At 68.4% G+C, this 12,523-nt stretch carries 8 protein-coding genes; 5 read left to right on the plus strand and 3 right to left on the minus strand.

Annotation, left to right across the window (positions count from 1 at the left end):
• The first annotated feature begins 38 nt into the window (after positions 1–38).
• Genes VV02_RS25630 through VV02_RS25640 form a run of 3 tightly spaced genes read left to right on the plus strand, consistent with a single transcriptional unit; the run spans position 39 to position 2,755 of the window.
• The gene (locus VV02_RS25630) at positions 39–581 is read left to right on the plus strand and encodes a dihydrofolate reductase family protein (RefSeq protein WP_052596305.1); all 543 of its coding nucleotides are present in this window, start codon (positions 39–41) and stop codon (positions 579–581) included.
• 42 nt (positions 582–623) lie between these two features.
• A complete protein-coding gene (allB, locus tag VV02_RS26620) occupies positions 624–1,946 on the plus strand; it encodes an allantoinase AllB (protein WP_218917474.1) in 1,323 nt (440 codons plus the stop codon).
• Positions 1,943–2,755, plus strand: coding sequence for a bifunctional allantoicase/(S)-ureidoglycine aminohydrolase (locus tag VV02_RS25640; RefSeq protein WP_052596307.1), 813 nt, complete (start codon positions 1,943–1,945; stop codon positions 2,753–2,755). Before allB ends, VV02_RS25640 begins: the two co-directional genes overlap by 4 nt.
• 294 nt (positions 2,756–3,049) lie before the next feature.
• Here the strand turns inward: VV02_RS25640 and pheA are convergent, their stop codons facing one another.
• The 3 genes from pheA to VV02_RS25660 form a co-directional block, all read right to left on the minus strand.
• Positions 3,050–3,994 (minus strand): prephenate dehydratase, encoded by a 945-nt coding sequence (gene pheA, locus VV02_RS25645; RefSeq protein ID WP_052596310.1) that lies wholly within the window; start codon positions 3,992–3,994, stop codon positions 3,050–3,052.
• A gap of 2,126 nt (positions 3,995–6,120) precedes the next feature.
• Positions 6,121–7,416 (minus strand): glycosyltransferase 87 family protein, encoded by a 1,296-nt coding sequence (locus tag VV02_RS26230; protein ID WP_169787757.1) that lies wholly within the window; start codon positions 7,414–7,416, stop codon positions 6,121–6,123.
• 134 nt (positions 7,417–7,550) lie between these two features.
• Positions 7,551–9,578: a glycoside hydrolase family 27 protein gene (locus VV02_RS25660; RefSeq protein ID WP_052596316.1), complete on the minus strand. Its 2,028-nt coding sequence runs from the start codon at positions 9,576–9,578 to the stop codon at positions 7,551–7,553.
• A gap of 191 nt (positions 9,579–9,769) precedes the next feature.
• On the opposite strand from VV02_RS25660, the gene VV02_RS25665 reads away from it, so the two are divergent.
• Together VV02_RS25665 and VV02_RS25670 are read left to right on the plus strand one after the other, a co-directional pair.
• Positions 9,770–11,839, plus strand: coding sequence for a hypothetical protein (locus VV02_RS25665; protein WP_052596317.1), 2,070 nt, complete (start codon positions 9,770–9,772; stop codon positions 11,837–11,839).
• Between the two features lie 10 nt (positions 11,840–11,849).
• On the plus strand, positions 11,850–12,443 hold the full coding sequence (locus tag VV02_RS25670; RefSeq protein WP_052596318.1) for an alpha/beta hydrolase: 594 nt from the start codon (positions 11,850–11,852) through the stop codon (positions 12,441–12,443).
• The last annotated feature ends 80 nt before the right edge of the window (positions 12,444–12,523 follow it).

The raw sequence follows: 12,523 nt of genomic DNA on the forward strand, positions 1-12,523 counted from the left end.
GACGGCTCGCGTCATCCATTCTTGAAGGGAAGCAACCCATGGCCTCACTGGTCCTCAAGATGTCCATCTCGCTCGACGGCTACGTCGCAGCAGCCGACGAGAGCGGCGACTGGATCGGCGCTGGGGGCTCCGACGACGCCATGGACTGGCTCGTCGAGACCCTGAGCGGCGCCAGCACACACCTCGTAGGGGCCACCAGCTATGGGCCGATGGCGGCCTTCTATCCCACCTCCACCGCGCCGTTCGCCAAGCCGATGAATGACATCCCCAAGGTGGTGTTCTCCAACTCGCTCACGACCGCCGACTGGGCTGAGACGACGATCGTCTCTGGAGATCTGGCCAAGAACATCACGCGGCTCAAGCAGGAGCACTCCGACGGATACCTCCTCGCCCACGGAGGGGCGAAGTTCGCCCAGTCACTGGTCGCGACCGGGCTGATCGACGAGTACCGCCTTGCTGTCCACCCGGTCGTCCTGGGCACGGGCGAGCCGCTCTTCCGCGCACCGCTGACCCTCGAGCCGACGAGCACCACCGTCTTCAGTGGAGGCATCGTCGCCCACACCTTCGCCGCGAAGCCGTAGCAGCGCACGCCCGCGGTGCGGCCGGGGTGTGAGGATGGCGGGGTGAACGAGCCGCTGGACTTGATCGTGCGCGCTGACCGCGCGGTGATCGATGGTGCCGAGCGGGCGGCGGCAGTCGGCGTACGGGACGGCGAGATCGTCGCGATCGGAGAGGTCGATGCGCCGTGGACCGCCCCATCCGACGAACGGCTGGGCGAGGACGAGGTGCTGCTGCCTGGCATGGTCGACACCCACGTGCACGTCAACGATCCCGGTCGCACCGAGTGGGAGGGCTTCGAGACGGCGACGCGGGCGGCTCTCCGCGGAGGCGCGACGACCATCATCGACATGCCCCTCAACAGCCTGCCGCCCACCACCACCGTCGAGGCGCTCGATGCGAAAAGGGCTGCGGCACAAGGCAACTGCTTCGTCGACGTTGGTTTCTGGGGTGGCGCGATCCCGGGCAACCTCGACGACTTGCTGCCGCTCTACGACGAGGGTGTCTTCGGGTTCAAGTGCTTCCTCATCGACTCCGGCGTACCCGAGTTCCCGCCCCTGAGCGCTGCCGAGCTCGACACCTATCTCCGCCGCACCGCCCTCCTCGGCGCGCTGCTGATCGTGCACGCCGAGGACGAGACGACGATCACTGAGGCTCACGGTCCGGCGTACGCCGACTTCGTCGCCTCCCGCCCTGATGCCTCCGAGGTGACCGCGATCGAGAGAGTCATCGATGCCGTACGCCGGTCGGGCGGCCGAGCGCACATCCTGCACCTCTCGAGCGCGCAGGCTCTCCCGGCCATCCGTGCGGCGAAAGCTGAGGGGCTGCCGATCACGGTCGAGACCTGCCCGCACTACCTGACGTTCGCTGCCGAGACGATTCGTGACGAGTCGACGGCACACAAGTGCTGCCCGCCAATTCGCAGTGAGGCCAACCGTTCTCAGCTCTGGGAAGCGCTCGCGGATGGCACGATCGACTGCATCGTCAGCGACCACTCGCCTTGCACGGTCGACCTCAAGACGCCGGACTTCGGGACCGCATGGGGTGGAGTCGCATCGGTGCAGCTCGCCCTGGCGGCGGTCTGGACGGAGGCCCGTCAACGCGGTCACTCGCTCGCTGCTGTGGCGCGCTGGATGAGCGAAAAGCCCTCTGCCCTGGTCGGACTCGCCAGCAAGGGCTCGATCGAAGTCGGCCGGAATGCGGACCTGGTCGCGTTCGCTCCGGACGAGACCATCACCGTCGACGCGGCGACACTCGAGCACAAGAACAAGCTCACCGCCTATCAGGACCTCACGCTGACCGGCGTCGCTCGACGGACCTGGCTGCGCGGCGTACCCGCCACCACCGAACGCCCGATCGGGCAGTTCCTGACGAGAGGCAAGCCATGAGCCCGGACTACGTCGCCCGAGGTGGGCTGCCCGCTCAGACCGAGCTGACGACCGACCGCGCAGTCTTCACGGAGGCGTACGCCGTGCTGCCGCGCCGGACGATGAGCGACATCACCACGAGCTTCCTCCCCCACTGGGACAAGACGCGGCTCTGGGTGATCGCGCGGCCGCTGTCCGGCTTCGCAGAGACGTTCTCGCAGTACATCGTGGAGGTCTCCCCCGGCGGCGGAAGCGACCAGCCCGAGGACGAATCCGCTGCAGAGTCAGTGCTTTTCGTCGTTGACGGCGCACTCGACCTCTCCCTCAAGAGGGCGTCGCACGCTCTGACAGCGGGGTCGTACGTCTTCCTCCCGCCGGGCGCGGACTGGACTCTGCACAACTCGTCCGACGCAACAGCCACGTTCCACTGGATCCGGAAGCGCTACCAGCAGGTCGACGGCGTCGAGGTGCCCGACGCGTTCGTGACGCACGAGCAGGATGTCGAAGCGATCGCGATGCCGGACACCGACGGCGCCTGGACCACAACGCGATTCGTCGAGATCGCCGACCTCCGGCACGACATGCACGTCAACATCGTCACGTTCCAGCCCGGCGGCGCGATCCCGTTCCCGGAGACGCATGTGATGGAGCACGGGCTCTACGTCCTGGAGGGCAAGGCTGTCTACCTGCTCAACAAGGACTGGGTCGAGGTACAGGAGGGCGACTTCATGTGGCTGCGCGCGTTCTGCCCCCAGGCCTGCTACGCCGGTGGACCGGGCCGCTTCCGATACCTGCTCTACAAAGACGTCAACCGCCACGCCCGCCTCTGAACCACCACCGCCGGTCGAGTAGGCGAGCCCCCAGGGCGAGCCGTATCGAGACCAGGTGCGCGTGTGCCGGTGGTCTCGATACGGCTCGGCTAGCGCCTCGCCTACTCGACCGGCGGTCGGTGAGATGGCTACGGAGGCGGAGGGCAGGGGTACGCAACCGGTCGACGTACGCGAGCGCTGAGTCTCCCTCCCACACACCGGGTCTCGATACGGCTCGGCTACTTGGGTCGAGTAGGCGAGGAACGAGCCGTATCGAGACCCGCCTCGCCTACTCGACCAGCGATGTGGCTGGAGTCAGGCGCGGAGGGAATGGAGCCAGGTGCGGGCATCCTCGAAGGCCTGATCCGTCGTCGTCCGCGTCGGCTCGACCGGCCGGCCGTCCGCGCGCCGGTAGGACCCGTGGAAGCGGATGTCAGCGCACACCCGCCGCAGACTCATCAGCGTCTCGCCGACCCGCTCGTCCGCGACGTGCCCCTCGAAGTCGATCGAGAAGCAGTACGCGCCCATTCCCGAGCCCGTCGGCCGCGACTCCAGCCGTGTCAGGTTGATCCCGCGCGCCGCGAACTGCTCCAGCAGCTCCATCAGACCACCGGGGTGGTTGTCGTGCTGGTAGAGCACGACCGTCGTCTTGTCGGATCCCGTCGGCGCCGGCACCGCACCCGGCCGCGACACCACGACGAACCGGGTGACGGCCGACGCGTTGTCACCGATGTCTTCGGCCAGCACCTCGAGCCCGAACACCTCGGCGGCCATCGGCGCGCAGACGGCAGCCTCGTACGGTGCCCGGTCGCCGGCCGCGAGCGCTTCAGCCGCCGCTGCGGTCGAGAGGGTCGGGACGTACGACGCGTCCGGGAGGTGCGCGGCCATCCAGCCGCGGACCTGGGGCCAGGCGTGGGAGTGCGAGCCGACGCCGCGGATGGCGGCACGCGTCGTACCGGATCTGGCGGCGAGCACGAAGGTGATCGGGACGAGGACCTCACCCTGGATGACCAACGGGTTGTCGGAGTTCAGCGCGTCCAGCGTGGCCGAGACGCCGCCCTCGACGGAGTTCTCGATCGGGACCATCACGCGGTCGATCTCGCCGGAGCGGACCGCGTCGAGTCCGAGGGCCACCGTGCCGAAGGGCCGAGCGGCAGCAAGAGCGTCCTGATCCTCCGAGAGCCAGCTCGCCAGGGCCATCTGCGTAAACGTCCCCTGCGGTCCGAAATAGCCGTAGCGCAACGGTTCTGAGCGGTGCATGGGGGAAGTCACCCTCGGCAGATTAGGACAGCGCGCGCGCAGATGGGAGGAGCGTCTCACCCCTGTAGCCCCGTGATACAGGGGTTTATCAGGTATGCACCCGTAATCTGGGCCGGTGACTCGCCGTTGGATCGTCCATACCGCGTTGGCGGTCGTGGCATTCGTCGTCGCGTCACTGGCCGTCTCAGCGCTCATGGCGCGACCCCATCACCGCAGCATCGGCCAGCCCGGACCGCTGGTGATCGTGGCCATGCCGACCATGACCTGGGACGACATCTCCCCCAAGGCGACGCCCGCCGTGTGGGCCCTCGCGCAAGAGGGTGCGGTCGGCAACATCGTCACCCGGGCGATCTCCGCGCACTCGTGCTCGATCCACGCCTGGCTGACCGTGTCGGCCGGTGCCCGAGCGACGCTCGGCAAGGGGCCAGGACAGACCGGTTCGGACCGCAAGATCGAGCCGTGCAACACGATCCCCAACCCGCAGAAGATCGGCCAGGGCGCCCGTTTCCCCGGCTGGAAGAAGTGGCGTACGGACTCACTGAAGCGGCCGATCCCCGCTGAGATCGGCCTGCTCGCCACCAGGCTGCGGGCGCAGGGCAGCTGCGTCGCCGCCGTCGGTAAGGGCGCGGCGATCGGTGCCGCCGACAACAGCGGCCTGGTCGCTCGCTACTCCCCGACGATCGAGACCGCGAACTTCACCACCTGCCCGGTCAACTTGGTGTCCTTCGACAAGATCGACGACGACGCCCTCGGCACGCTGATGACCCGCCTCCCGGAGAAGACCACGCTCGTCGTCACCGGTCACGCGGACGACACCGACCAGGAGTCGCTGCGCGCCGTCATCGTCGCGGGTCCAGACACACCCAAAGGTCTGCTCCGCTCGCCCTCGACGCGGCAGCCCGGCCTCCTGCAGAACTCCGACCTCACGGCCCTCGCGCTGTCCCGCTCGGACGCGAACCCGTCCCTCCTGGACGGACGGCTGCCGGCGGTCCAGCCGAGTCCGAACGCCGACCACTCGATCGAGCAGGTCCGCGACGTCAACCAGGCACTGTTCGACGAGCACCGGGTCGTCAACCAGTTCTTCATCCGCTACATCATCGCGGCGGGCTTCGCGCTCGCGGCGGGACTGGCGATGCTGTGGGTGCCTACGCTGCGGACCTGGGCACGACGATGGTTCGTCATCGTCGGTGCCGTCTGCGGTGCGGTGCCGGTGTCGACCTTCCTGGTGGGTCTGGTGCCGTGGTGGAACACCTCGCGTCCCGGCACCGTACTCAGCCTGAGCATCATCGCCATCGCGTTCGGGCTCGGTGCGATCGCCGTGCTCGGACCGTGGAGACGGTGGGTGGCCGGGCCGGCGGTCTTCCTCGCGGCCCTGACCGCCAGCGTCATCGCCATCGACGTCACCCACGGCTCTCCGCTGCAGTTCACCTCGATCATGGGGCTGCAACCGGTGTTCGGCGGCCGCTACTACGGCATGGGCAACGTCGGCTACGCGCTGTCGGCCAGCACCGCCATCCTCACGGCCTCACTGCTCGCCGGCCGTTGGATCCTGCGCGGCCAACGTCGTCTCGCCACCGCCACCATCGTGCTCATCGGCATGACAGCGGTCGTCATCGACGGCTATCCATCGTGGGGCGCCGACGCCGGGGGGCCAGCGGCGCTGCTGCCGGCGTTCGCCTACCTCGCCCTCAACGCGGCCGGACTCGCCGTCACCTGGAAACGGATCCTGTACGTCGGTGGGCTGACGGTCGTGGTCGTCGGCGGGTTGGGCTTCTTGGACTACCTGCGGCCGCCGGAGGTCCGTACGCACCTCGGTGACTTCATGGCCTCGCTCATCAACGACGGTCGCCTGACGTCGCTGCAGCGCAACGTCCGCGCGAACTGGACGATGCTCACGGGCGTCTGGATCAACATGTTCGTGCCGCTCTTGCTGCTGCTCGTGATCTATGTCCTCATCGCTCGCGACTCACGACTCGGTCGTCCGCTCGCGGCCGTCACCAGCCGGGTTCGCTATCTCGGCCATGGTCTTGCCGCGGTGGCGATCTGTTGGTTGCTCGGATTCTTGTCCAACGACTCGGGCACGGGGATCCCGCCGTGCGGCATGGTCGTGATCGCACCGCTGGTGGTCATGATCGCGGCGTCGTCAGGGCGCCTGACCCCGAAGGACGTCCCGCTTGAGGCTGCGTCGCGTCGTCGGGTGGACGCCCCGCACGCAGACGCACCTCCCGCCAAGCCAGCACCAGCAACGTGAGCACGGCCGCGAGGCCGTAGCTGTTGTTGAGCAACGTCCAGAACGCGTTGCCGTTGCTCTCGTCCGGGAACCGCGCGCCGCTGTCGACCAGGTGCCACTGCCCCCACCACGGCAGGTGTAGCACCAGCACGAGGTAGAGCCCAGCGCCTGCGGCGAGCCGTCGCGGATAGCGCCACGGCTGCGAGCCCAGCAGCGCGAAGATCGCGAGCACCAGCCAGTGGAAGTGGTGGATCCACGAGACAGGCGACAGCAGCAGCGCCATCATCCCGACAGCCGCGGCTGCCACCATCTCCTCGCCGCGCTTGTGCGCGCGTTTGGCGAGGCCGAAGCCCACCACAGCAGCGCCTGCTGCGAGGAGCAACCAGAGTGCGTTGCCGACCGTGCCCTCGATCCCGAGGTGCAGCAGGATGCCGCGGATCGACTGGTTGGAGGTGCCGTCGTTGGGGCCGAGCCGCGCTGGATCCTGCAGCGCGCCACCCCAGAAAGCGAACGACGCCTGCGGCAGAAGCAGCAGACTGCCGAGCGTGACGCCCGCAGCAGTCCCGGTGGCGACAGCCGCTGCCCGCCACTGCCGGCTCACGACCAGGTGGACGATGAACACGCCCGGCGTCAGCTTGATCGCGGTCGCCAGCCCGATCAGGACTCCTTGCGGGAGGCGGTCGAGCCAGCGCAGTCGCGGCCGCATCAGATCCAGCAGGCAGCCGAGCACCAGGAACGCATTGACCTGCCCGAATCGGAAGCCGTCCGAAACCGGCAGCAGGTAGAGCACAGCCACCGTGAGAAGCCCGAGAACCCAGCCCGCGCGATGGCCGGTGCGGGCGAGAAGGCCGCGACCGGCGTACCGCACGATCAGCAGGTCGGCCGCCAGCTGCAACGTGAACCAGACCCACCCGATGACCTTGAACGGCAGCAGTGCCAACGGGATTGCCAGGACGGCCGCGAAAGGCGGGTAGGTAAAGGGTAGGAACTGCGGCGCCTCGGTCAGCTGCTCATAGACCGGCCGCCCGTAGAGCAGCGAGACACCGGCCTCGCGGTAGACCTCGACGTCGACCTGCCAGTGCTCCGGCTCCTGGTGCAGCAAGTACGTCCAGACGAGCGGCAGCGCGCCGATCAGCGTGATCACGATCGCGGTCGTCCACTGAGCTGGAGTCAGTCGTCGGCCACGGGTCACCGGAGCATTCTCCCTGACCGACCGCCGGTCGAGTAGGCGAGGCGCCAGCCGAGACGTATCGAGACCCAGGTGCGCGCGTGCACCGAGTCTCGATACGCCTCCGCCAACGCTCCGGCTACTCGACCAGCGGGGGTCTAGGACGCCGCGATCGCAAAGACGCGGACGTTGGGTGCGTTCGGCAGAGTGATGGATGCCAAGGACTTGCCCGAGGCCACGTTCACCGACCGTGTGTACAGGCAGTACGGCGTCCTCGTGCTGGCCAGACCGCTGGGCTCATTACGGCCGAACGTCTTGAACGCGACACTGGCCGGATAGGACTTCGCCTTCGCGCAGGTCCAGCTGGGGAAGCCCCACGCGGACGTACTCGACGTGCCGTCGGAGTAGTTGAGCCGGATCTTCCCACCTGCCTCGCCGATCCCTGAGGCACCGATGAAGCTCACCTTCGAGGCGCTGGCGTACGCATAGCTGATCGTCTGTCCAGCGGGCTTGACGGAGTCGAACTGACCAGATGTGGTGCCCGGCCACGTGTACGTCACGCCACCGACCGCGAAGGTCTGGCCGGCCTGGACGCTGAGTGCCGTCCCGTTCGGCAGCCGAGTGTTGCTCGCCAGCCGATCCGAGGACAGCGTCCGGCCGTTCGCGTCCCAGCTGCCTGCCGTCGGTGCGTCGCCGTCGGTGATCGCGGTGGCGTTTCGAGCGGTGGAGCCGTTGGCACCGAAGTTCCAACCGGCATAGCCCGCGCGGGGAGCGGCCTTCAGCCGGTACATGACCGCGCCGGCTGCCGGCACCGAGACGCTGAAGCTGCCGTCGGCCTTCACGGCCGCCTTGGGTCCGACAATCGGCGAGAGCTCGAACGCGCTGGCCGACGTCCCGATGATCGAGCCACTGGTCGTGGCTTCGACCGCGCTGGTGGCCGAACGGTTCATGATCGCGACGGCGTAGTCGCCATTGCTCAACGGCTTGGAGAACACGTCGTACCCCGTTCCGCGTGCGACACGACGTGCCGGTGCCACGAGGGCGTCCTGCCCGACATTGATCAGGGCGGCGTTCTTCATCAGGTCGGCCTGCGCGGAGGAGATGGCACCGCTGGCGTCAGGCGTCCGCACCATGGCGACCATGTTGCTGCTCTGCATCGCCCACATGATGTATCCGCCGAGCCGGGCGTCCGTCGACAGCGACGTGTCATCGAAGTAGAGCCGGTCCGGGTCCAGGAAGTGGCCCTGCTTGCCGAAGTCGCGCAGGTCCACGGACATGTCGACGAGCGAGACGGTGCCGGCCCAGCTGCCTCCACTGACGTCGCCGCCGATGCGGTAGGCGTGTCCAGCCGGGACGACGCTCTTCATCATCCGCTGGTACAGCGGAGTGTTGTAGGTGTCGTTCTTCCAGTTGGCGTACGCCGGGGCGGAGATGTTCAGCACCATCGACCGGCGCTTGCGGGGGTCGCGATCGGACTTGATCGCGTTGATCGCCGACGCCGCCCGCCGCGAGGACTCGATGGCGGTGTTGACCTCGGCGTCGGTGTCGAGGATGGTCAAGCCGTACTTGTTGGTGGTGTTCGGCTCGCCGCAGTAGTCGAGCTTGATGTAGTCGGCGCCGACACTCGCCAGGTACCGGAAGTCCTGCTCGAAGTGGTCGTACGCTCCCGGCGCGCCGATGCCGCGTCCACCGGGATCGCACATGTACCGGCCACCGCTGGTGTAGACACCGAACGCCAAGCCCTTGCGGTGCAGGTAGTCGCCGACGTCCTTGAGGCCCTTGGGGTACTTGGTCGGTGAGGGGATGAGGTTGCCGGTGGTCGTGCTGCGCCCGTCCTTGCAGTTCGGCACGACGGTGGCCTTGGCGTCCCAATCAGTGCAGTCGGCACGCACGGCCCAGGTGTCGTCGAAGGACACCGTGTTCCAGCCCAGCTTGGCGAGGCCGCTGGAGACGGCGTCATCAGCCGTCTTCTTCATGCTCGCAGCCGTGGTGCGCGACCAGCTCTCCGAGCGCAGGATCATCCGTGGCGTGATCGCCGACGAGTGATCGATGTTCACCGTGTCGGCGGGCAGCGGGCGCGACAGCGCGGTCGCCGGCGTCCCGGTGGTGACAGCGGCAGCGGCGACCGCCGTCGTACAGAGCACGACCAGCGTGGGGCGAGGACCGTTCCGGCTCAGGAACTTCATCAGAGTCTCCTTGATCTGAGTGAACCGGTTGGACCTGCTCCAGCACCGGCCTTCAAGTTCGGAATGCTGCCGACCCAAGAAGTGAGCATTCAAGAAGCAAAGCGAAATGACCGAGGTTGCATCTCGGTCCCGCCGGGCCGGCGGCTTCCCTGCTCGACCAGCGATGCTGCGGGGCACATACCCTGTGGGCCATGGTGCGTCGCTGGGTCCTGCTCGCTGCCGTGACCCTCGCGTCGTTCGTGCTGGTCGCGCTCGCCCTCGGGCGGCTGACTGCAACTCCGGAGCGCATCCCGATCACCCAACCCGGCCCGCTCATCGTGGTCGGCGTGCCCGGGCAGACCTGGGAGACGCTGTCCGCGAGCAAGAACCCGGCCCTCTGGCCCCTCCTCGATGTCGGTGCCAGCGGGTCCGTGTCCGTCCGGGCGACAACCACACCCACGTGTACGACGGATGCCTGGCTCTCCCTGTCGGCCGGCAACGGCGCCGAGCTCGGCTGCGACCGACCGCTCATGCTGGCCGACGGTCAAGGTGCCGTGTGGCCTGGCTGGTCGTTGTGGCGCTCGAAGAACGACAATCTGCGCTCCTCGGCCACGATCGGGCTGCTCGCCTCTGAGCTCGCGAAGCACAAGCAGTGTGTCGGGGCCATCGGCCCGGGTGCGGCGTTGGCTGCTGCCGATCGCAACGGGCACGTGGCGCGCTACTGGCCCGATGCCGCGGGCGCCAACCTCGCTGCCTGTGCCGTCACCTTCGTCGACCTCAGCGCACCCGGCGGCGGGGCCCAGCCGGGTGCCGATGCCGCGCTGGCGCAGCTGTTCACCGACGTCCCGGGCAACGCCACGGTCGTCGTCACCGGCCTGTCCGACGGCACCGCGGACAAGCCCGGACTCCGCTCCTTGATCATGGTTGGGCCGCGGGTCGCCCGCGGCACGATCTGGTCGCCCTCGACACACCAGGAGGGCTTCGCGCAGGCATCTGACATCACCGCGACGGCGCTCTCTCGCTTCGGGATCACGTCGGATGACGTTGCAGGACAAGAGCTTTCGGTCATCCCGTCCACGTCGTCGGTCTCCTCGTTGGTCAGCCGCAACCGCGGCCTGGTCCGAGCGGTCGACGAGTCGAACCGCGCGCTGATCCGGTTCTTCGTGGCCATCGGCCTCATCTACGCCGCCACGCTGGGAGCCGCGGTCGTCATGTGGCGCCGCACCCGTCGTACGCCGCCCTGGCTCCGACCGGCGACGATCTTCCTGGGCGCACTGCCCGTGGCGACCTACCTCGTCAACCTGGTGCCGTGGTGGAGCGGCGGGCCGAAGCTGCTGTGGTTCACGCTCGGCGTACTCGCCATGGCGGGTGCGGTGACGCTGCTCGCGTTGCTCGGGCCGTGGCGGCGATGGACAGCCGGGCCGGTCGTGGTGGTCGCTGCTACCACAGCAGTCGTGATGGCGCTGGACGTGATCTGTGGAACTCCGTTGCAGCTGTTGGCTATTCAAGGTTTGCAGCCGCTCTACGGCGGCCGCTACTACGGCATGGGCAACGCCGGCTTCGGCGTCTTCGCGACTGCCGTCCTGCTGGTGGCCGGCCTGCTGGCCATGCGGCTCGTCTGGTGGGATGACACGTCGGAGGTTGACCGTCGTCTCGCCGCGGCCACCGTCGGAGTGATCGGTGTCGCGGCTGTCGTGGTCGACGGATTCCCTTCGTGGGGAGCAGATTTCGGCGGTCCGCCTGCGCTGATTGTCGCGACCGCGCTGCTGGCCTGCTTGGCGATCGGGCTGCGCCTGACGTGGCGGCGGATCGTGCTGATCGCGGCCGCGGTCGTCGTCGTCGCGGGTGGGCTGGCGGTCCTCGACTGGCTGCGGCCGGCGTCCTCGCGCACGCACCTCGGGCGGTTCGTGCAGCAGGTGCTCGACGGCGACGGGTTCGACGTGGTCGGCAGCAAGCTGTCGCAGAACTGGGAGCTGCTCACCAAGTCGCCCTTCATCCTGCTGGTGCCGATCGTCCTCGTCGTGGCGATCTGGGCGGTGCTCCGGCCGGACTCGCGCGTCGGGCGGCCGTTCGTACCCCTGTGGGCCGAGTTCCCGCTGCTGCGCGAGACGGTCGGTGCGGTGCTCGCGTGCTGGACCGTGGCCTTCCTGCTCAACGACTCGGGGGTGGGTGTGCCCGCCACGGGAGCCCAGGTCGCCGTACCCCTGCTCATCGCCCTCACCGCCGGCACCACGCTCCTCGACGGCGGCGGTGCCGAGGAAGACGACGACAACCCGGCCTAGAGTGCCGGCCATGGGGAACGACTTCGAACGACTGATCCGTACGCATGCCTGGGCTCCGCGTGTCACACCACGCGACCACGTCGAGCGACGCGCGCTGATCCTGCCCGGTCGCGGCTACACGGTCGCGTTCCCGCTGCTGCACTGGACGTGCACGGTGCTGCACGACGCCGGTTGGCACGTCCACGTGATCGACTGGGACCTCAGCGAACTGGGTCGGGACGCGGACGACCAGTTCGTGCCGTACGCCGCGCAGCGCCTCGCGGACGACGCCCCGACCGCCGACACGACCCTCGTCCTCGCGAAGTCGCTCGGCACGGTCGCTGCGCCCTGGGCCGCCCAGCGCGGTCTACCCGGCGCCTGGCTCACACCCGTCATGACCGATCCGTCGATCCGTACGGCGCTCGCGGACTACCCGGCGCCGTCCCTGGTCATCGGGGGCGACCAGGACCACCTCTGGCAGACCGACGCCCCGATCTCGGGCACCCGCCTCGAGATCGGGGGCGCCGATCACAGCCTGGAGGTCGACGGTGACTGGCGAGCCTCGATGGACTCCCACCGCCAGGTCGCCGAAGCCGTGGAGACCTTCGCCGCCACCCTCACCTGACGCCGCACCGACCCCTCCGCGACTCCACTTGAGGGTTCGTGCGGTAGAGCGCACGCTTCCTCACGTTGTGGAGCTGGCAC

Source organism: Luteipulveratus mongoliensis (assembly GCF_001190945.1).
GTDB lineage: Bacteria > Actinomycetota > Actinomycetes > Actinomycetales > Dermatophilaceae > Luteipulveratus > Luteipulveratus mongoliensis.